The 20,433-nt window shown below is 73.6% G+C and carries 18 protein-coding genes; 11 read left to right on the forward strand and 7 right to left on the reverse strand.

Annotated features, from left to right (window positions below):
• The 5 genes from ACFWR9_RS37030 to ACFWR9_RS37050 all read left to right on the forward strand — a co-directional run.
• The coding region (locus ACFWR9_RS37030; protein ID WP_383850421.1) for a TetR family transcriptional regulator C-terminal domain-containing protein at positions 1 to 810 on the forward strand (810 nt) is incomplete at its 5' end.
• 55 nt (positions 811 to 865) lie between these two features.
• The gene (locus ACFWR9_RS37035) at positions 866 to 1,759 is read left to right on the forward strand and encodes a 3-keto-5-aminohexanoate cleavage protein (protein ID WP_383850424.1); all 894 of its coding nucleotides are present in this window, start codon (positions 866 to 868) and stop codon (positions 1,757 to 1,759) included.
• Positions 1,760 to 1,786: 27 nt separating this feature from the next.
• The gene (locus ACFWR9_RS37040; RefSeq protein WP_383850427.1) at positions 1,787 to 2,773 is read left to right on the forward strand and encodes a 3-hydroxyacyl-CoA dehydrogenase NAD-binding domain-containing protein; all 987 of its coding nucleotides are present in this window, start codon (positions 1,787 to 1,789) and stop codon (positions 2,771 to 2,773) included.
• Positions 2,770 to 3,249 (forward strand): thioesterase family protein, encoded by a 480-nt coding sequence (locus tag ACFWR9_RS37045; RefSeq protein ID WP_383850429.1) that lies wholly within the window; start codon positions 2,770 to 2,772, stop codon positions 3,247 to 3,249. The genes ACFWR9_RS37040 and ACFWR9_RS37045 overlap by 4 nt, the downstream gene beginning before the upstream one ends.
• Before the next feature lie 147 nt (positions 3,250 to 3,396).
• Positions 3,397 to 4,779, forward strand: coding sequence for an MFS transporter (locus ACFWR9_RS37050; protein WP_383850431.1), 1,383 nt, complete (start codon positions 3,397 to 3,399; stop codon positions 4,777 to 4,779).
• Positions 4,780 to 4,827: 48 nt separating this feature from the next.
• Here ACFWR9_RS37050 and ACFWR9_RS37055 read toward each other — a convergent pair whose 3' ends face one another.
• From ACFWR9_RS37055 to lnt, 4 genes are all read right to left on the reverse strand, one after another.
• Positions 4,828 to 6,795, reverse strand: coding sequence for a helix-turn-helix domain-containing protein (locus ACFWR9_RS37055; protein ID WP_383850434.1), 1,968 nt, complete (start codon positions 6,793 to 6,795; stop codon positions 4,828 to 4,830).
• Positions 6,796 to 6,898: 103 nt separating this feature from the next.
• Entirely contained in the window at positions 6,899 to 7,699 is an 801-nt protein-coding gene (locus ACFWR9_RS37060) for a 3-hydroxybutyrate dehydrogenase (RefSeq protein WP_383850437.1), read from the reverse strand.
• A 55-nt stretch (positions 7,700 to 7,754) separates the two neighbouring features.
• Complete coding sequence (locus tag ACFWR9_RS37065) at positions 7,755 to 8,234, reverse strand: NUDIX domain-containing protein (RefSeq protein ID WP_383850438.1); 480 nt, start codon at positions 8,232 to 8,234, stop codon at positions 7,755 to 7,757.
• Positions 8,235 to 8,302: 68 nt separating this feature from the next.
• Complete coding sequence (gene lnt, locus ACFWR9_RS37070; protein ID WP_383850441.1) at positions 8,303 to 9,916, reverse strand: apolipoprotein N-acyltransferase; 1,614 nt, start codon at positions 9,914 to 9,916, stop codon at positions 8,303 to 8,305.
• 320 nt (positions 9,917 to 10,236) lie between these two features.
• On the opposite strand from lnt, the gene ACFWR9_RS37075 reads away from it, so the two are divergent.
• Positions 10,237 to 11,238, forward strand: coding sequence for an O-antigen ligase family protein (locus ACFWR9_RS37075; RefSeq protein ID WP_383850460.1), 1,002 nt, complete (start codon positions 10,237 to 10,239; stop codon positions 11,236 to 11,238).
• Between the two features lie 149 nt (positions 11,239 to 11,387).
• Here the strand turns inward: ACFWR9_RS37075 and ACFWR9_RS37080 are convergent, their stop codons facing one another.
• Together ACFWR9_RS37080 and ACFWR9_RS37085 are read right to left on the reverse strand one after the other, a co-directional pair.
• Positions 11,388 to 11,933, reverse strand: coding sequence for a hypothetical protein (locus ACFWR9_RS37080; RefSeq protein WP_383850443.1), 546 nt, complete (start codon positions 11,931 to 11,933; stop codon positions 11,388 to 11,390).
• A 79-nt stretch (positions 11,934 to 12,012) separates the two neighbouring features.
• On the reverse strand, positions 12,013 to 12,798 hold the full coding sequence (locus tag ACFWR9_RS37085; protein ID WP_383850445.1) for a glutamate racemase: 786 nt from the start codon (positions 12,796 to 12,798) through the stop codon (positions 12,013 to 12,015).
• A gap of 39 nt (positions 12,799 to 12,837) precedes the next feature.
• Between ACFWR9_RS37085 and ACFWR9_RS37090 the strand changes: the two genes are divergently transcribed.
• A complete protein-coding gene (locus ACFWR9_RS37090; RefSeq protein ID WP_383850448.1) occupies positions 12,838 to 14,046 on the forward strand; it encodes a glycosyltransferase in 1,209 nt (402 codons plus the stop codon).
• Between the two features lie 19 nt (positions 14,047 to 14,065).
• Here the strand turns inward: ACFWR9_RS37090 and ACFWR9_RS37095 are convergent, their stop codons facing one another.
• Positions 14,066 to 15,361 carry a TerD family protein gene (locus ACFWR9_RS37095; protein ID WP_383850450.1) on the reverse strand — a complete coding sequence of 432 codons (1,296 nt, stop codon included), beginning with the start codon at positions 15,359 to 15,361 and terminating at the stop codon, positions 14,066 to 14,068.
• Positions 15,362 to 15,668: 307 nt separating this feature from the next.
• On the opposite strand from ACFWR9_RS37095, the gene ACFWR9_RS37100 reads away from it, so the two are divergent.
• From ACFWR9_RS37100 to ACFWR9_RS37115, 4 genes are all read left to right on the forward strand, one after another.
• Positions 15,669 to 16,109, forward strand: a complete 441-nt coding sequence (locus ACFWR9_RS37100) for a DUF6643 family protein (protein WP_383850452.1) — start codon at positions 15,669 to 15,671, stop codon at positions 16,107 to 16,109.
• Positions 16,110 to 16,151: 42 nt separating this feature from the next.
• Positions 16,152 to 16,979 carry an MOSC domain-containing protein gene (locus tag ACFWR9_RS37105; protein WP_383850454.1) on the forward strand — a complete coding sequence of 276 codons (828 nt, stop codon included), beginning with the start codon at positions 16,152 to 16,154 and terminating at the stop codon, positions 16,977 to 16,979.
• 171 nt (positions 16,980 to 17,150) lie between these two features.
• Positions 17,151 to 17,753, forward strand: coding sequence for a hypothetical protein (locus tag ACFWR9_RS37110; RefSeq protein WP_383850456.1), 603 nt, complete (start codon positions 17,151 to 17,153; stop codon positions 17,751 to 17,753).
• 109 nt (positions 17,754 to 17,862) lie between these two features.
• Positions 17,863 to 20,301, forward strand: coding sequence for a right-handed parallel beta-helix repeat-containing protein (locus ACFWR9_RS37115; RefSeq protein ID WP_383850458.1), 2,439 nt, complete (start codon positions 17,863 to 17,865; stop codon positions 20,299 to 20,301).
• Positions 20,302 to 20,433 lie beyond the last annotated feature (132 nt).

Raw genomic sequence — 20,433 nt, forward strand, 5'->3', positions numbered from 1 at the left:
GCCCGCGGCCGTGAGGTCATCGCGGACGCGGGCGTCAGCCAGCGCGAGTTCGCGCGCCGTGTCGTCATGGATCCGTCCAAGCTCTCGCGTTCGCTGAGCGGCACCCGCCGCTTCACGGCCGCGGAACTGGCACGGATCGCCGACGAGGGCCGGGTCGACGCGGGCTGGCTGCTCGGCACCCGGCCCCTCGAGAAGGACACGGCGCCGGTCGCCGGCGTCCAGGGCGGGCGGCCGCTGCAGATCGTCCGCGAAACGGTCCGGCTGATCGCGGAGCACGGCTTCCACGCGGTGCGGGTCAGCGACATCGCCCGCGCCTGCGCCACCAGCAGCGCCGCGATCCACTACCACTTCCCGGGCCGCGCCGAACTCCTGGAAGCCGCCGTGCGCTGGTGCATGGACGAGGACACCGCGCGCCGTGCCGCCCGTCTCGCCGAGGCGGACGACGCGGCGGCGGAGCTGCGCCAGCTCATCGCGCTGCAGACGCCGCGCACCGCACAGCAGCGCCGCCAGTGGGCGGTGTGGCTCGACCTGTGGGCCGAGGCCGCGCGCTCCACGGGAGTGGGCCGACTGCACTCCGAGTACTACCGGCAGTGGCGGGAGACCGTCGCCGACGTCGTACGCCGAGGTGTCGGACAGGGCGTGTTCCGCGCCGACGTCGATCCGCGGGCCGCGGCACTGACGCTGACCGCGCTGATCGACGGCCTCGCGACGCACGTCCTCTCGGTGAGCGGGCCGTCGTCCGACAGTGCCGCCGACGCGATGCACGCGGCACTGACGACACACGTCACACACACGATCCTGGCCGATTAGCTCCAGCGGCCACGGAAGCCAGATTTACGGAAGCCAGATTTCGGGAGGCCCCCGCATGCCCATGACCGAGAACGTCATCATCACCTGCGCGCTCACCGGCGCCGGCGACACCGTCCGCAAGAGCCCCCACGTCCCCGTCACCCCGGAGCAGATTGCCAGGAACGCCGTGGAGGCGGCAGCCGCCGGAGCGGCCGTCGTCCACATCCACGTACGCGATCCGGAGACCGGCGACCCGTCCCGCGACCCGAAGCTGTACCGGGAGGTCGTCGAGCGCGTCAAGGAGACCGGCACCGACGTCGTCATCAACCTCACCGCCGGCATGGGCGGCGACCTGGTCATCGACCCGGACGACCCGCTCACCCACCTCCCCGGCACCGACCTCGTCAGCGGCCTGGAGCGCCTCCCGCACGTCGAGGACCTGCTTCCCGACATCTGCACGCTGGACTGCGGCTCGCTCAACTTCGGCGACGGCTCGAACCTCTACGTCTCGACGCCCGACATGCTGCGGGCGGGCGCGCGACGCATCCAGGAGCTGGGCGTGCGGCCCGAGCTGGAGATCTTCGACACGGGTCAGCTCTGGTTCGCCAAGCAGTTGCTCGCGGAGGGGCTGCTCGACGACCCGACCGTGTTCCAGCTGTGCATGGGCATCCCGTGGGGCGCGCCCGCGGACCCCGGAGTGCTCCAGTCGATGGTCAACATGCTGCCGGACGGCGCGCGGTGGGCGAGCTTCGCGCTCGGCCGGATGCAGATGCCGTGGGTCGCGCAGTCGATCCTGCTCGGCGGCCACGTCCGCGTGGGCCTGGAGGACAACCTGTACCTCGGCAAGGGCAACAAGGCGACCAACGCCCAGCTCGTCGAGCGTGCCGTGAGCATCACCGAGTCGATCGGCGCACGCGTCGCGACACCGGACGAGGCCCGCGCCACTCTCGGTCTCAAGCCGCGCAAGTAGTCCGTCGCGACACGAAGGATCCCTCTCATGACCTCACCCGAGACGACCTCACCCGAGACGACCTCACCGGAGAACGTCCGCCGCGTCGCCTGCGTCGGCGCCGGAGTCATCGGCGGCGGCTGGGTCGCCCACTTCCTGGCCCGCGGCTACGACGTGACCGCCTGGGACCCGGCGCCCGACGCCGGGCAGCGGCTGCGCCGCCTGGTAGACGCGGCGTGGCCGACGCTCACCTCGCTCGGCCTCGCCGAAGGCGCGTCCATCGACCGGCTCACCGTGACCGACACCCTCGAACAGGCCGTGGCCGACGCGGAGTTCGTCCAGGAGAGCGCGCCCGAGAAGCTCGACCTCAAGCGTGATCTGCTGGCCCGCCTGGACGCGGCGACACCGCCCGGCGTCGTCATCGCCTCCTCCACCTCCGGCTATCCGATGACCGATATGCAGACGACGGCCGCGGACCCGTCGCGCCTGGTCGTCGGGCACCCGTTCAACCCGCCCTATCTCATCCCGCTGGTCGAGGTCGTCGGCGGCGAGCACACCGACGCGACGGCGGTCGCCTGGGCCTCCCGCTTCTACGAGGTCGCGGGCAAGTCCGTCATCACGATGGACAACGAGATACCGGGCTTCATCGCGAACCGCCTCCAGGAGGCCCTGTGGCGCGAGGCGCTGCACATGGTCGCGAGCGGCGAGGCGACGGTCCGGGACATCGACCTGTCGATCACCGAGGGCCCCGGGCTGCGCTGGGCGGTGATGGGACCGATGCTGACGTTCGCGCTCGCGGGCGGCGAGGGCGGCATGGCGCACATGCTGGACCACTTCGGCCCGTCCCTGAAGTCGCCGTGGACGCGCCTCGAAGCGCCGGAGCTGGACAAGGAGTTGTACGACGCCGTGGTGGCGGGTTGCGACGAGGCGGCGGACGGCCGCTCCATCGCGGACCTGGTGGCCGAACGCGACCGGGGTGTCGTCGAAGTGCTGCGCGCCACCGGCCGCCTGGACCGCGAGGAGAACTCCCGATGACGCAGCTCCCGCTGTTCCACAGCACGGTCCGCCCGGAGTGGGTCGACTACAACGGCCACATGAGCGAGGCCTTCTACGTCCTCGTCTTCGGCCACGCCACGGACGCGCTGATGATCGAGACGGGCCTGGACTCCGGCTACCGCGAGTCCACGAGCTGTTCCCTCTACACGGTCGAGTCCCACGTCCGCTATCTCCATGAGGTGCCAGAAGCCGCCCACCTGGCCATCCGTATCCGCGTGTTGGGAACGGCAGTGCGCAAGGCACGCTTCGTGCACGAGATGTACGTGGTCTCCGAACCGGGGTCGGAGCCGGCACCCGACGCGACCCCGGTGGCGACGACCGAACTGCTCGCGGTCCACGTCGACCAGCGGGCGGGCCGGGCCGCCGAGTTCCCGGACGCCGTCCGTCACCGCTTCTCGGAGCTGACCGAACCGGCCCCGTCCTGGGCGGGCCGCTCGATCCCCGCCGTGACCTGACCCGAGCGCGGCAGGCCCACGGGCACAGCGGCCCACCCACACCCCGCCCCGGAACTATGTTGTCCCGCCACATGTGCCCTTGACCTGCGACTTCCTACCGTGTGCCAGCACGTACCCGTCCCCACCGCACACGAGGAAGTGGCGCACATGGCCTCAGCAGCATCCGCTCCCCCGACACCCGGCAACCTCAAGCGCATCGTCGCCGCGTCCCTCATCGGCACCACCATCGAGTGGTACGACTTCTTCCTCTACGGCTCCGCCGCCGCCCTCGTCTTCAACAAGCTGTTCTTCCCGGACTCCGACCCGCTGGTCGGCACGCTGCTGTCGTTCCTTACGTACGCCGTCGGCTTTGCCGCGCGGCCGTTGGGTGCCCTGGTGTTCGGTCACTACGGTGACCGGCTCGGGCGCAAGAAGCTGCTGGTCCTGAGCCTGTTGATGATGGGCGGGGCGACCTTCGCGATCGGGCTGCTCCCCACCCACGCGACGATCGGCACGGCCGCTCCCGTGCTGCTGACCGTGCTGCGGCTCGTCCAGGGGTTCGCCCTCGGTGGTGAGTGGGGCGGCGCCGTGCTGCTGGTGTCCGAGCACGGGGACGCGCGACGGCGCGGATTCTGGGCGTCCTGGCCGCAGACCGGGGCGCCGGCGGGGCAGCTGCTGGCCACGGGTGTGCTGTCGCTGCTGACCGCCGTGCTGTCGGACTCCGCGTTCAACAGCTGGGGCTGGCGGATACCGTTCCTGCTCTCCGGCGTACTGGTCATGGTCGGTCTGTGGATCCGGCTGTCCGTCGACGAATCGCCGGTCTTCAAGCAGGCGTTGGCGCAGGCCGAGTCGCGCAAGGCGGAGGCCGAGCCGATGCCGGTCGTCGCCGTGCTGCGGCACCACTGGCGCGACGTGCTGATCGCGATGGGCGCGCGCATGGCGGAGAACATCAGCTACTACGTCATCACCGCCTTCATCCTCGTCTACGCCACCACCGCGGCCGACCTCTCCAAGCAGACCGCGCTCAACGCGGTACTGATCGCGTCGGCGGTGCACTTCGCGGTCATCCCGGCCTGGGGCGCGCTGTCGGACCGCATCGGCCGACGGCCCGTGTATCTGCTGGGCGCGGCCGGCGTGGGGTTGTGGATGTTCCCGTTCTTCATGCTGATCGATCGCGGCGACTTCGGGAGTCTGCTGCTCGCGGTGACCGTGGGACTGGTCCTGCACGGCGCCATGTACGCGCCCCAGGCAGCCTTCTTCTCCGAGATGTTCGCGACCCGGATGCGGTACTCCGGGGCTTCGATCGGCGCCCAGTTCGCCTCCGTCGCGGCCGGTGCGCCGGCGCCGCTGATCGCCACCGCGCTGCTCGCCGAGTACGACAGCTCCACTCCGATCTCCCTCTACGTGATCGCCTCCGTCCTGCTGACCCTGGTCGCGGTGGGCGTGGCCCAGGAGACGCGCCACCGGGACCTCGCGGAGCCCATGTCGTACCCCGAGGACGGGGACGGAGCGGTGGCGGCCTCCCGTAAGCAGGGGGCGCGCTCCGTCTGAGCCCGTTCCTCCGCCCGGTACCGACCCCGTACGCCCGTGCGTGCGGGGTCAGTGCTGCGCCGGGAGTGACAGCCGGTGCAGTCTGAGGGCCAGTTGTATCTCCAGTGCGCGATCGGGGCTCTGCCAGTCGTCGCCCAGGAGGCGGCCCACGCGCTCCAGGCGCTGGGCGACCGTGTTCACGTGGACGTGCAGTTCGTCCTTGGTGCGGGCCGGGCTCATGCCGCAGGCGAAGTAGGCGTCGAGGGTGTGCAGCAGCTCGGTGCCGCGCCGCTCGTCGTAGGCGACGACCTGGCCGATGGTGCGCTCGACGAAACCGGAGACGTTCTGCTCGCCGGCCAGCAGCAGGCCCAGGAAGCCGAAGTCCTCGGCGGCGGCGCCGTCCCCGGAGCGGCCCAGCAGGCCCAGGGCGTCGAGACAGCGCCGGGCCTCGGTGTAGGCGGCGGCGACGGCGTCGGGGCGGGCGGCGAGGTCCTCCACGGGTGCGGAGGCGCCGACGGTGACGCTCTCGTGGACGGCCCGGCCGAGGTGCCGGGCGGTGCGGCGGGCCAGGTCCGTGGCCCCGTCACCGCCGTCGAGCGGCAGCAGCAGCACCGTGCCGCCGTCCCGGGCCGCGGCCAGGCCGTGCCGGGTCGCGGCGAGGTGGGAGGCGGCGGCCCACAGTCGCCTGCGCGCGTCCGCCTCCTGGTCGGCGTCGGACGCCGTGGCGTCGAGCCGGGCGGCCAGCACGACATGGGTGGCGGCCAGGTCGGCACGGAGCCGCCGCGCGCGGTCGCCCAGCAGGCGCGGGTCGCGGTCGCGGGCGTCGAGCAGGTCGTCGAGCAGCTCACCCCGGACGCGCTGCTCGGCCTCGGCGGCGGAACGCCGGGCAAGGAGCAGCAGCGAGGTGACCATCGCGGCACGCTCCAGGGTGAGCTGGTCGACGGGATCGAGGCCGGGGTGGCCGCGCAGGACGAGGGCGCCGAGCAGCTCGTCACCGGCGGCGACGGCGGCGATCCAGTCGTCCTCGTGCCGCACCGCGTGTCCCTCGGCGCGGGACACCTCCAGGGCTCGCGGCGGCGCCGAGATGGCCTCGGTGAACTCGACGGTGCCGTCCAGGACCTGGGAGACGGCGGCGGCCACGTCGTGCACCCCGCCGCCGCGCAGGACCAGCTCGGTGAGCCGGTCGTGGACGTCGGAGGCGCGCTCGATGACGGCGCTGCGGTCCCGGATGATCTCGTTGGCCCGCTCCAGGCCGGCCAGGGCCGAGCGGGTCTCGGCGAGCAGGTTGGCGGTGTCGATGGCGGCTGCCGCGAGGGCGGCGAAGGAACCGAGCAGGGCGATCTGCTCGCGTTCGAAGACCCGGGCCCGCCGGTCCGCGGCGAAGAGCACGCCGATGACGTGGTGGCCGAGCATGAGGGGGACGCCGAGGATGGCGACCAGGCCCTCGTCGCTCACGCCCGCGTCGATGGTGCGGGTGTGCTGGAAGCGGGCGTCCTTGAAGTAGTCGTCGGTGACGTAGGGCCGGGCGGTCTGGGCGACGAGGCCGCCGAGGCCTTCCCCCATGCCGAGCCGCAGTTGCTGGAAGCGGGCGGCGACCGAGCCCTCGGTGACCCGCATGTAGGTGTCGCCGCGGGCCGCGTCGTGGAGGCTGAGGTAGGTCACGTCGGTGCCGAGCAGGGAGCGGGCCCGCTGCACGATCGCCCGCAGCACCGCGTCCAGGTCGCGCAGCCCGGCGAGGTCGTGGGCCGTCTCGAACAGGGCGGACAGCTCCGCCTCCCGCCTCCGCCGGCCCTCCAGCTCGGAGCGCACGCGCAGCGCGAGGTGCTTGGCCCGGTCGAGCGCGTCGATCCGGGCGGCCGGTCCTCCCTCGGCGCGGGCGAGCAGCGCCGGCTGCTCGTAGGCGTCGACGGACGCGCCCCGGGCCAGCAGCTCCAGGAACGGCGTCTCGACGGCGGACGCCGGGGCGTCGACATCGCCGGCCGGCGCTCCGGCGTCGTGGGCCGGGCGCTCGGTGGACTGCAGGTGATCGCGGGACATGCTCACAGGATTCCCCATCGCCCGGTCGTCCCGGCAGCCCTGTGGACAACCCCGTCCACAGGGGCCGCCGCCGGGCCGGCCGGTGCGCGGGCCGGGACCGGGCTCAGTGCGCCGTCCAGCCGCCGTCCAGCACGAGTGAGGTGCCGGTGACGAAGGACGCCTGCGGCCCGCACAGGTACGCCACCGCCTCGGCGACCTCGTCCGGTTCGATCAGCCGCCGCACGGCGCTGTCCTGGAGCAGCACGTCGGTGAGCACCTGCTCCTCGGGGATGCCGTGGGCCCGGGCCTGGTCGGCGATCTGCCGCTCGACGAGCGGGGTGCGCACGTAGGAGGGGTTCACGCAGTTCGAGGTGACGCCGTGGGCGGCGCCTTCGAGGGCCGCGGTCTTGGACAGTCCCTCCAGGCCGTGCTTGGCGGCGACGTAGGCCGACTTGTAGGCGGAGGCGCGCAGGCCGTGCACGGAGGAGATGTTGACGATGCGGCCCCATCCCTGCCCGTACATGTGGGGCAGGGCGCCGCGGATCAGGCGGAAGGGGGCCTCCAGCATCACGGTGAGCACCGTGTGGAAGACGTCCGGGGGGAACTTCTCGATGGGCCGCACCAGCTGGATCCCGGCGTTGTTGACGAGGAGGTCGGTGCCGGCGGCGGCGCGTTCGGCGGCGTCCAGGTCGGTCAGGTCCAGGACCTGGGGCAGGACGCTGCCCGGGAGGTCGGTGCTGCTCTCGGCGAGCGCGTCCAGTCCGGCCGCGTCCCGGTCGACCGCTCTGACCTCGGCCCCGGCGGCGGCCAGGCGCAGGGCGCAAGCACGGCCGATACCCCCGGCGGCGCCGGTGACGAGGGCGGTGCGGCCGTCGAGATCGAGCGAGGAGGCGTGCGGCGCCGGGAGGACGCTGGGCGAGGTCATGTCCCCGACCCTAGGCAGCGCCCGCCCCGCTCCCCATGTGGGCACTCCCCATACTTCAGTAGAGACCAGTGGGGTCGAACCATGTGGGTGCGTCGGACAGCGCCTGCTTGATCCTGGCCTGCCCGAACTCCCCCAGGTCCGGCAGTGCGTCCACGGCGAACCAGCCCACCTCCAGCGACTCGTCGTCGTTGACCCGCGCCTCACCGCCCACAGCCCGGCAGCGGAAGGTGACGTCCATGAACTGGCAGACGTCCCCGTTGTCGTACGTCACCGGGTTCAGTGCCTGGACGAGGACGAGCCGCTCGACGACGCACCGGACGGCGGTCTCCTCCTCCACCTCGCGCACCGCGCAGGCGGCGGGCTGCTCCCCGGGGTCCGGGATGCCTCCGATCAGCGACCATCGCCCGTTGTCGGACCGTCGGCCCAGGAGCACCCGGCCCTCGTCGTCGAAGACGACGGCGGTGACTCCGGGGAGCCAGAGCAGTTGCTGTCCGGCGGTGGCACGCAGGTCGCGGATGAAGTCGGGAGTAGCCATGCGGACGACCCTAACGGGCCACGCCGGCCGCTCCCCCCGGTGTCACGGGGCGTGCGACGGGCGTACGGCTACACGTCACGGGCGCGTCGCCCGCGCAGACCGGCGCCGACGGCCCAGCCGAGCGCACCGGCCGCGACCAGCACGAGGGCGATCTCGGGCAGCACGCCCAGCCGGGTGGCCGGCGTCTCGGAGGAACGCAGGGGCACCTCCTGGACCAGGGAGTCCGCGACGAACATGCCGGCCTTCTGGGTGATCCGGCCGTCCGGCATGATGATCGCGCTGACGCCGCTGGTCACCGGGACCGTGACGGTCCGGCTGTGCTCGACCGCGCGGACGCGGGACATGGCGAGCTGCTGGTAGGTCATCTCGCTGCGGTCGAAGGTCGCGTTGTTGCTGGGTACGGAGATCATCTGGGCGCCGTCGGTGACCTCGGAGCGCACGGCCCAGTCGAAGGCCGCTTCGTAGCAGGTGACCAGGCCGACCTCGGTGCCCGCCATGGTGAACACGCCGGGCTCGGTGCCCCGGCTGAAGTCCCGGCTGACCATGGAGGTCCAGTTGTCGTTGATCGCCCCGATGAGCGGGCGCAGCGGCAGGTACTCGCCGAAGGGCTGGATCTGCCGCTTGTCGTAGGTGTCGACGGGGCCCTTGTCCGGGTCCCAGAGGATCTGCTCGTTGAGGAGCTTGCCGTCCCGTTCGACGACGCCGCCGACCGAAATGGGCGCGCCGATCGCCTTGGCGGCCCGGTCGATGACCATGCGCGCGTCGGCGTTGGCGAAGGGGTCGATGTCCGAGGAGTTCTCCGGCCAGAGCACGAAGTCGGGACGGTCCACCTTGCCCGCGTCGACCTCGGCGGCGAGGCGTTCCGTTTCCCGCGCGTGATAGTCCAGTACGGCCCGTCGCTGGGAGTTGAAGTCGAGGCCCGCGCGCGGCACGTTGCCCTGGATCACCGCCACGGTCGCGGTGCCGTCCTCCGCCTTGTCGCTGACCAGCGGGCGGGCGGCGAAGGCGGCCACGACGGGGACGGCCACGGCGACGAGGGCCACCGCCGCCGCGCTCCGCCGTACCTCGCCGCCCCGGCGCGCCCGGACGGCGAGTCGCGCCGCCTCACAGAGGCCGAAGCCGCACAGGACGACCGCGAAGCCGAGCACCGGCGTACCGCCGAGCGCGGCCAGCGGCAGGAACACACCGTCCGCCTGCCCGAACGCGATCTTGCCCCAGGGGAACCCCTCGAAGGGCACCCGCGCGCGTGCGGCCTCCCCCGCGATCCACAGCGCCGCCGCCCACACGGGCCACCCCGGCAGCCTCGACACCGCGGCGACGCCCGCGCCGACCAGCGCGACGAAGACCGCCTCGATCACCACCAGGGCGAGCCAGGGGCCCGGGCCGACCTCCACGCCGGTCCACACCAGCAGCGGCAGCAGGAAGCCGAGGCCGAAGAGGTAGCCGAGACCGAGGCCCGCCTTCCAGCCGCGGCCGCGCAGCACCCACCCGAGGACGGCGAAGGCCGGCAGGGCCAGCCACCACAGGGTGCGCGGCGGGAAGCTGACGTAGAGCAGTACTCCCGAGAGCGCGGCTGCGGCGGCCGGGAGGAGGCGCAGGAGCCGCGCGGTGAGCCGGGAGGCGGGCGTGGGCTGCGGCTGCGTCCGGTCCGGCTCGCCGACGGAGGTTGCGGTGGCTGTCACCCCCCGGAGTGTACGGCGGGTGACCGAACCCCGGACAGCACGGTCCGCGGCGGCCGGCGGATGGCCCGCACATGGCCGACGGGTGGCCGGCGACCGATGCCGTGTCGTTTCGGCACAACCGGCCGCAGAGCCGTCCACAATCCGCCGACCAGCCGTTACGGTGTGCCCGAGCCCCAGTCGCCGGCCGGGCGGCGGGGCCCGTCAGGTCGGGGGCGACGGGGGCGGGGGACACGGTGGGTTCGAGGGGGACGGCGTCCGCGGACGCCGCGAAGACGGCTGACGCCGACGGCGGCAGACGCGGCGCTGCCGACACCGCGGGGGTGGTGATCCTCGGGGCGTGCGCCTCCTGGTCGCTGATCACGGCCGCGGCGCGCGACGGGCGCCCGGAGGGCGTGCTGCTCGCCGTGCTGGCCGTGGCCGCCGGTTACGCCGCGGGGCGGATCTGCGGGGCGCTGCTCCCGGTCGCCGCCCCCTCGGCCGCGGCGCTGGCCGGGGTGGCCCTCACCGTGGCGGTCCCGCATCTCGCGCCGGGACCGCGGATCACCGCACCGCTCGGGCACGCGGGTGCGACCGCCGCGTTGCTCGCGCTGTCGGCGGGCGCCGCGTGCTGCGGGGCGTGGGCGGCCCGGGCGCCCGTCGTGCGGGGGGCGCTGCGGCTGCTGGCCGTGGGGATCGCCGTGACCGCGGCGGCGATGGGTTCGGCCGTGGGCTGTGTCGCGTGTGCCGTGGTGCTGGTGTGTTCGCTCGCCGCCGGCCGGATGCCCCGCGGTGCGGGGATCGCCGGGCTGGGTCTTGCCACGTGTCTGGTGGCCGGTCTGGGGTGGGTGGTCCTGAGCGGCTTCGTGCCGGACGGTCTCGCCGCCTCCCTGGAGGGGCAGCTGACCGCCCATCGCCTCCGGCTGTGGCGCGACGCGCTGGAGCTGCTGCGCGGGGACGTGGCGCTCGGCGTGGGTCCGGGGCGCTTCGGTGCGCTGAGTCCGACGGCCGCCGGGGCGCCGTGGCCGGACGGCAGGCCGCACTCGGCGCTGTGGCAGCAGGCCGCCGAACAGGGCGTCGTGGGCCTGGTGCTGCTGGGCGCGGCCTTCGGCTGGGTGCTGTACGCGCTGTGGCGCTCGCCGCGTCCCACCCCGGTCGTCCTCAGCGCCGGCGTGGCACTCACCGCGCTGGCGGCGATCGCCGTCGTCGGCAACGCGCTGAGCTTCACGGCGGTGTCGGTGGGCGCGGGGCTCCTCGCGGGGCTGGCCACGTCCCGCCCCCTCGCCGACGACTCACCCGCGCGGGCCGCCGGGATACGTCCGTGGGGTGATCGGCAGCCCCGGTGAGGACGACGGTGCGTGCCGTCGCCGCGGCCGGCCGCTCGGCGTCCACGGAGCGCGAGGGCGCGGTGCGCTCCCAGCGCTCCCAGCGCTCCCAGCGCTCCCAGCGCTCCCAGCGCTCCCAGCGCTCCCAGCGCTCCCAGCGCTCAGCGCGATCAGTGCGCGGGCTGCCCGGGTGTCTTCGGACGCAGCCGTTCCGTGATGACCTGGACGGCCGCCTCCGCGTCGTCCACGGTGACCGTGAAGGTGTGCCCGTCCCCCAGCCGGAGGATCAGGCCCTCGCCGCGCCGCACGACCACGGCGGTGCCCTTCTCGGGCCGCCAGCGGTAGCCCCAGCCGCCCCAGTGGCGCGGGGTGACGTGCGGGGCGAACTCGGCCCCGACGACGTGGGACAGGGGGATGCGCCGGCGGGGGAGGCCGATGTGGCCGCAGCGCACTTCGAGGCAGTCCTCGTCGACCCTCAGCGCGACGTGCACGAACGCGAGCGTGCCGAAGAGCACGAGCAATCCGGCCGCGATGCAGCCGACGACCGCCATGGTGAGCGGGACGACGCCGGACTCCCAGGCGGAGTCGACGGCCAGGGCGATACCGAGCGCCATGCAGGCGGCGCCGATGAGCGCCAGGAACCACTGGACCCGGTTGGTGGCACGTCCGGTCCAGATGTCCGGCTGCGGGGTGGTCTCGCCGTGGCGATGCCTCATGGATATGAGGTTACTCATGTTTCCCTGCGCGGGTACCTCGTCGCGCAGGGTGACTGGGCCGTCCGGGCGGGCGGGCCGGTCAGCGGGCCGGCGTGACCGCGCGCAGGAGCCTGCCCTCGGCGTAGGCCAGCGCGGGCGCGGGGAGCGTGCCCTCGCGCCCGCTGAGCAGCACGGTGAGGGTGCCCTCGGCCGGGGCGCCCGGGTCGGGGAGGGCGCCGATCCGGCGCAGGGCCTGGGCGGCCACCGCGCCCGCCGAGCCGTGCAGGACGAGCCGCGGGCCGCCGGGGCGCTGCACGGCGGCGCGGATGCGTTCGGCGACCAGTTCGTAATGGGTGCAGCCCAGGACGACGGTCGTTACGTCGTCGGGGGTGAGGGCCGCCGCGGCGGCGACGGTCGCGGTGATGGCCGCCTCGTCCGCGTGCTCGACGGCTTCTGCGAGCCCCGGGCACGGCACCTCGGTGACGGTCGCGTCGCCGCCGAAGTCCTCGATGAGGCCGCGCTGGTAGGGGCTGCCGGTGGTGGCGGGGGTCGCCCAGATCGCCATGGGGGCGCCGCCGGCCGCGGCGGGCTTGATCGCCGGTACGGTGCCGACGACGGGCAGTGCGGGCTCCAGCCGGGCGCGCAGCGTGGGCAGCGCGTGCACGGTGGCGGTGTTGCAGCCGACGATCAGGGCGTCGGGCCGGTGTGCGGCGGCGGCCTCGGCCACCGCGAGGGCCCGCGCGGTCAGGTCCTCGGGGGTGCGCGGACCCCAGGGCATGCCGTCGGGGTCCAGGGAGAGGATGAGATCGGCGTCCGGTCGCAGGCGCCGTACCGCGGCGGTTGCCGCGAGCAGACCGATTCCGGAGTCCATGAGCGCGATCTTCACCCGGCCACCATAGACGATGCGCCGTCGAGGGCCGGTGGCGTGGGGCAGACTGCGCACGTGAGCGCCGATGCGTGGACTTCCCCGGTGACCGTCGTGTCCGCCCTGTCCCTCGCGGCCTGGCTGTGGCTGCTGTTCGCCCGGGGCTTCTTCTGGCGTACGGACGTCAGACTGCCGGCCCGGGAGGAACCCGGTGTCTGGCCCTCGGTGTGTGTCGTCGTCCCGGCGCGCGACGAGGCGGCGGTGCTGCCCGCGAGCCTGCCGTCGCTGCTCGCCCAGGACTATCCGGGGCGGGCGGAGGTCTTCCTGATCGACGACGGGAGCACCGACGGCACGGGTGAGCTGGCGTGCGAGCTGGCCCGGCGGCACGAGGGGCTGTCGCTGACCGTGGCCTCGCCGGGGGAGCCGCCCGCCGGCTGGACGGGCAAGCTCTGGGCGGTGCGGCACGGGATCGCCCTGGCACGCGCGCGTGAGCCCGAGTACCTGCTGCTGACCGACGCCGACATCGCACACGCGCCGGACAGTCTGCGCGGGCTGGTGTCGGCGGCCGGCACCGGCGGTTTCGACGTCGTCTCCCAGATGGCCCGGCTGCGGGTGACCAGCGGGTGGGAGCGGCTCGTGGTGCCCGCCTTCGTCTACTTCTTCGCGCAGCTCTACCCGTTCCGGTGGATCGGCGGTGAGGGGAGGACGGCTGCGGCGGCCGGCGGCTGTGTGCTGCTGCGGACCGCGACGGCGGACCGGGCGCGGATCCCGGACGCCATCCGGCACGCCGTCATCGACGACGTGGCCCTCGCCCGCGCGGTCAAGGGCTCCGGCGGGCGCGTCTGGCTGGGCCTGGCCGAGCGGGTGGACAGCGTGCGTCCGTATCCGCGGCTGCGCGACCTGTGGCGGATGGTCTCGCGCAGCGCGTACGCCCAGCTGCGGCACAACCCGCTGGTGCTCGCCGGAACGGTGGTCGGGCTGGCCCTCGTGTACCTGGTGCCGCCGCTCGCGGTCGTCGCCGGCGCGGCGCGGGGCGAGACGGCGGCGGCTCTCCTGGGAGGCGCCGCGTGGCTGGTGATGGCGGGGACGTACGCGCCGATGCTGCGCCACTACCGGCAGCCGCTGTGGCTCGCTCCCCTGCTGCCGTTCACCGCGTTCCTCTACCTCCTGATGACGGTCGACTCGGCGGTGCAGCACTACCGGGGGCGGGGTGCGGCGTGGAAGGGCCGCACCTACGCCCGTCCGGACGTCGTGCCCGACGAGGGGTGACGGGTCGGACGGGGGCCGTTCACTTGCGGCCGGGGGTCCAGTTCATGCCCCATCCGTAGGCGTGGTCGACGGTGCGCTGCGGGCTCACCCCGCGTTCCGGCACCAGGTACCGGGCCTCGCGCTGTACGACGAGGTCGCTGCCGGTGTTGGTGATCAGCGCGAGGGCGCACACCGTGGAGGGCACGGTGCACTCGTCGAGCGAGAAGTCGACCGGGGCGCCGTACTGCGGCTGGAGGGTGACCGTGGCGTGCAGGTCGGCGAAGGAGCGGGCCCCTTCGTAGATGGTCACGAAGACGAGGATGCGCCGGAAGTACTGCTGGTGGTCGAGGCTGACCGTGAGGTTCTCGCCGGTGGAGACGGCGCCGGTGCGGTCGTCGCCGTCGAGGTGGACGAACGGCGGCCGGTCGAGGGCTCCGAAGGCGTTGCCGAGTGCCTGGACCACGCCCTTGCTGCCGTCGCTGAGTTCGTACAGGGCGCACAGGTCGAGGTCGAGGTCGTCGTGCATGGCGACCGGGCGGCCCAGTTTGCGGGCCCAGCCGGAGAACTGCTTGCGCACCTGCCAGTTGAGGTTGACGCGCAGGGCACCCGAGGTGCCGCCCTGCTTGGTCAGCGAGACGGAGGGCGCCGCCTTGGTGAGCGTCACCTTGGTCAGCCGGACCGGCGCGGCGGACGGCGGCGCGGTCGGGGGCGGGGTGGTGACGGCGGGAGACGTGACCGGAGGGGCGGGAGGTGCCGCGGGGGGCGGCGGGGGCGTCGTGACCGCGGGGGCCGGCGGAGCGGGCGCGGGTGCCTGCTGTGGCTCGTCCACCGAGATGCCGTAGTCCGTGGCCAGGCCTTCGAGCCCGCTGTCGTAGCCCTGGCCGACGGCACGGAACTTCCAGGCGCCCTGGCGGCGGTAGAACTCGCCCAGCACGAAGGCCGTCTCCACGGTCGCGCCCGGATTGTCGAAGCGGGCCACCACGGTGTTCCGCGCCGCGTCGCGGACCTCGACGTAGAGGTCCGGGACCCGTCCGAACGAGCCGCCGTCCGAGGAGGCGGCGAGGATCACGGTCTCGATCGCGGGCTCCACGCGCGCGAGGTCGACGTGGAGGCTGTCGGTCACCCGCCCGCCGGCGTCCCGCTTGCCCTCGTGCCGGACCGCGCCGGAGGAGTGCGCGGGCTGGTTGTAGAAGACGAAGTCCGCGTCGGAACGCACCTTCCCGCCCACCAGGAGCAGGGCGGACGCGTCCGCGTCGGGGACGCCGGGGCCGGATCGCCAGCCCAGTTCGACCCGCAGCGCCGTCGTCGGCACCGGGGTGTTCGATCCTTTCGACATTGGCATGTCCGCCCCCATCACGTGTCACCGGGCCGGGCCGCGTCCCGGCGCTTCGTCGCGTTCTCCGCGCCCAACCTATTCTCCCGGCCGTCCGTCCCACGCGCGGAGTGCGGCGAGATGTTCGGCGCGATGTTCGGCCAACCGCCGGTAACCCGCTCGGAACACGGCCTTTACCTCAATACCGCGCGGCGTGACGCCCTATTTTGCCAAGTTCGCTCGCATTGGGGATACCGGGTCAGTGCGGACACGGAAAACAACCCTCTTATCAGTCTCCCCAACCAGCACATCGTGGGCTTAACTTATGGCCATGACCTCCCCCCGCTCCACTTATGGCGGCGGCTACTACTCCGCCTCCTTCCCGGACACCCCGATCTACGACTCACTCGTGGCCGAACGGGGCACACCGCAGATCGCCCCGATCCGGGTCCCCGCGGCGTACGACGTGCCGAGCAGCCATCTGCCCGCGCTCCCGTCCGCCCTGCCCGCCCTCCCGGCGGGTCCCTCCCAGTCCTCCTACGGCTACCCGCAGCAGGCACCGCAGCCCGCGCCCCTGCAGCAGGCCCCCGCCGCGTACATCCCGCACCAGGCGACCGCGCCCCGCGGGTACCCCGGCCCCCAGTACCAGCAGCAGCCCCGCCCGGCGGCGCCCGGCCCCGCGGGGTACGAGGCGATGCGCCCCGCGGCTCCCCGGCCGGCCGCCGCGCCGTACCAGGACCCGTACAACCAGCAGCAGTACCGCGGCTACTGAGCCGTCCCCCGGATCGTCGGTGCCACCTGGCACGATGGCGTCATGGGGAACGCGCGACTGCAGTCGATCCACGTCCATCCGGTCAAGGCGTTCCGGAGCCTGTCGCTCCGGGAGGTCGTCATGGAGCCCTGGGGGCCGGCCGGAGACCGACGCTGGATGCTGATCGACGACGGGGGAAAGGTCGTCACGCAACGCAAGCAGCCGCGCCTCGCCCTGGCCGCCGCCGAGCTCCTGCCCGGCGGCGGCGTCCGGCTGTCCGCACCCGGCATGGAGCCGCTCACGGTGCCGGTGCCGCGCGGGGCGGTCACCGTCCCGGCGCAGCTCTTCCGTGACAAGGTCGAGGCGCTGCCCGCGGACGACGCGGCCGCGCACGCCTGGTGCAGCGCCTTCCTCGGGGCGGAGGTCCGGCTGGTGCACCTGGACGAACCCGCGACCCGCCGGCCCGTGGACCCCCGGTACGCGCTGCCGGGCGAGACCGTCACCTTCGCCGACGGCTTCCCGCTGCTCCTCACGACGACGGCGTCCCTGGACGCCCTCAACTCCCTGATCGCGGGCGGCCCGCACGCGGCCGACGGCCCTCTGCCCATGAACCGCTTCCGGCCGAACCTGGTCGTCTCCGGCACCGAGCCGTGGGCCGAGGACGGCTGGTCCCGCGTCGCCGTCGGCGCGGTCGTCCTGCGGGTCGCCAAGCCCTGCGGGCGCTGTGTCGTGACCACCACCGACCAGGCGACCGCCGGACGCGGCGCGGAGCCCCTGCACACCCTCGGACGGCACCGCCGCGTCGACGGCAAGCTGGTCTTCGGGCAGAACCTGGTCCCGGCCGGCCGCGGCACGGTCCGGGTCGGCGATCCGGTGCGGATCATCGGCTGACATGCCACGGCCCCGGGGGCGGGATCAGGACACCGGCCGGGATCCGGACACCGGCCCGGAGCCGGGAACCCGTTCCACGATGCGCGCGTTGGGCTTTGTGAGACGTTCATGAGAATCAGGCCGGGACGGGCCGGCCAGGGGGTGGCGGGGAGCGGGAAAGGGGGGGCGGACGTGCGGGCGATCCGGGGGCTGTGGCGCTGGCGGCGCAATCCGCTGTGCCGCGCGACCGACCTGGCCGAGGCCTGGGTGGCACTGGCGGGGCTGTTGCTGATCCTGTCCGTGGCGCCGTTGCTCGGGGTACTCGCGGGCGGCGCGGCCCAGGACACCCTCCAGCGGTCGGTGCGCGAACAGCACGAGTCCCGGCACCGGGTGAGGGCCACCGTGGTGCGTCCCCTGGAGCGCTCCACCCTGGCCGTCGATCCGGAGGGCGCCGGCGAGAGTCTGCGCAGCCGAGTCCTCGCCGACTGGACCGCGCCGGACGGCTCGCGGCACGAGGGCTCCGTCACGGTCGGCATCGACGACCCCGACGCGGGCGACCGGTTCGGGCTGTGGACGGACGAGCGGGGACGCGCGGTGGCCCGCCCGCTGGACGGCGCGACGGTGGCCACGCACGCCGTGCTCGCCGGGATCGGCGCCGCGGTGGTGGCGGCGGCTCTGGTCGAGGCCGGCCGGCGAATAGCGGTCTGGCGCATGGTCCGCGGCCGGTACGCCCGTTGGGAGCGGGAGTGGGAGCGGGCGGGTCCGGACTGGGGCAGGACCGGCACGGGCAGCTGACGGGCTTCCGGCTCCGGTCAACTCACCACCTGTGCGCACGCTACGGTGGACCGGCCGAAAGCGAATCGGCGACAACCCGCGAACGACGAGGTGGGGGCACAGCAACGCCATGGCACAGGGCACGGTCCAGGTGACGCACACCGGCACCTCGCGGTGGCGGCGCCGCACAGGTGAGTACGCATCGCTCGCCGCCGCCCTGGAGGCCGCGGCCGAGGGTGACGTCCTCACCGTCGCCCCCGGGACCTACCGGGAGAACCTCGTCGTCCAGCGGGCGGTGACCCTGCGCGGCCCCGAGGGCGGCCAGGGGTCGGTGCGGATCGCGCCCGTCGACGGCGTCCCGCTGACCGTGCGCGCCTCGGCGGTGATCCAGGACCTGCACGTGGAGGGCCAGGACGCGGCGGCGCCCGCGGTGCTCGTCGAGGACGGTACGCCGGAGCTGCTGGGACTGAGAGTCGTCGCGCGTTCCGCCGCGGGGATAGAGGTGCGCGGCAGCGCGCGGCCCACGGTGCGGCGCTGCGTCGTCGACAATCCGGCCGGTGTCGGCATCGCCGTCCTGGACGGAGGGGGCGGCGTGTTCGAGGAGTGCGAGGTCGTCTCGGCCGGGCAGGCCGGTGTCGCGGTGCGCTCCGGCGCACACCCCCGGCTGGAGCGCTGCCGCGTGCACCATGCCGCGGGTTCCGGACTGACCGCGACGGGCGAGGGCTCCGCGCTGGAGGCCGTGGGCTGCGAGGTGTACGAGGTACGGGGCAGCGGAGTGCAGGTCACGGGCCGGGCCACCGCGCACCTGACCGACTGCGACGTGCACCGCACCACCGGCGACGGCGTCACCCTGGACACGGACGCCGTGCTCACCCTCGCCGACTGCCGTATCCACGACATCCCGGAGAACGCGGTCGACCTGCGCTCCCGTTCCGTTCTCACCCTGACCCGCACCACCGTGCGGCAGTTCGGCCGCAACGGCCTGTCGGTGTGGGACCCGGGCACGCGGGTGGACGCCAACCAGTGCGAGATCTTCGACAGCACGGGCGACTATCCGGCCGTGTGGGTCAGCGACGGCGCCACCGCGGTGCTCGACTCCTGCCGGGTGCACGACGTACCGGACGCGCTGTTCGTCCTGGACCGCGGCTCACGCGCGGACGTCGTCGACAGCGACCTGTCCCAGGTGCGCAACACCGCGGTGTCGGTGAGCGACGGCGCGACCGCTCAGCTCGACGACTGCCGCATCCGGGACGCGGCCACGGGCGCGTGGTTCCGCGACCACGGCAGCGGCGGCACCCTCAACAACTGCACACTGGACGGCAACCGCACCGGCGTGATCGTCACCAAGGGCGCCGACCCCACGATCGAACGCTGCACGGTCGACTCCCCCTCGGAGGCCGGTGTCTACGTGTCGGCCGGCGGCCGCGGCAGCTTCCTGAACTGCCGGGTGACCGGCAGCGCGGGCTACGGCTTCCACGTGATCGACGGCTGCCGTACGACGCTGAAGAAGTGCCGCACGGAGCGGTGCGCGCGCGGCGGGTACGAGTTCGCGGAGGGCGGCCCGGACACCGCGTACGACTCCGGTCCGCTCGTCGAGGACTGCACCAGCGACGAGAGCGGCGGCCCAGCGGCGCCCGCCCCGCCGGAGCCGGTGGTGCAGACGGCGAGCCAGTCCCCCGGGCTCCTTGGCTCGATCCCCGGGCAGCGCACCACCGAGCAGGAGCCCCTGATCGCCGCCGTCGCCCCGCAGGAGCCCGCGCGGACGTCCAAGGCGGTGCTCGGCGAACTGGACGCCCTGGTCGGCCTGGACAGCGTCAAGCGCGAGGTGCGGGCCCTGACCGACATGATCGAGGTGGGCCGGCGCCGGCGGCAGGCGGGCCTGAAGGCCGCTTCGGTCAAGCGGCACCTGGTCTTCACCGGCTCCCCGGGCACCGGCAAGACGACGGTCGCCCGGCTGTACGGCGAGATCCTCGCCTCCCTCGGCGTGCTGGACAAGGGGCACCTCGTCGAGGTGTCCCGGGTGGACCTGGTCGGCGAGCACATCGGCTCCACGGCGATCCGCACCCAGGAGGCGTTCCAGCGGGCGCACGGCGGTGTGCTGTTCATCGACGAGGCGTACGCGCTCTCCCCCGAGGACGCGGGCCGGGACTTCGGCAAGGAGGCCATCGACACGCTGGTGAAGCTCATGGAGGACCAGCGGGATTCGGTCGTGGTGATCGTCGCGGGCTACACGGCGGAGATGGAGCGCTTCCTCTCGGTCAACCCGGGTGTGGCGTCGCGTTTCTCACGGACCATCACCTTCGGCGACTACGGCCCCGACGAGCTGCTGCGGATCGTGGAGCAGCAGGCCGACGAACACGAGTACCGGCTGGCCCCCGGCACGGCCGAGGCGCTGACGAAGTACTTCACGGCGATCCCCAAGGGCCCCGCCTTCGGCAACGGCCGCACCGCCCGCCAGACCTTCGAGGCCATGGTGGAACGGCACGCGAGCCGGGTGGCCCAGCTGGCCGATCCCAGCACGGACGACCTGACCCTGCTGTACGCCGACGACCTGCCCGAGCTGCCCTGACGGACCCGGCGCCCGGGCGGCGGCCGTACGGGCCGCGCTAGGGCCTGTCTGACAATTCCCGTCTGCCTCGCGACGCCATGCACGCACTCTCGCCGCACCGGGCGCAGAGCCAAGTACATCCAGTACGAGGCT

The organism is Streptomyces sp. NPDC058534 (genome assembly GCF_042717365.1).
Classification (GTDB): domain Bacteria; phylum Actinomycetota; class Actinomycetes; order Streptomycetales; family Streptomycetaceae; genus Streptomyces.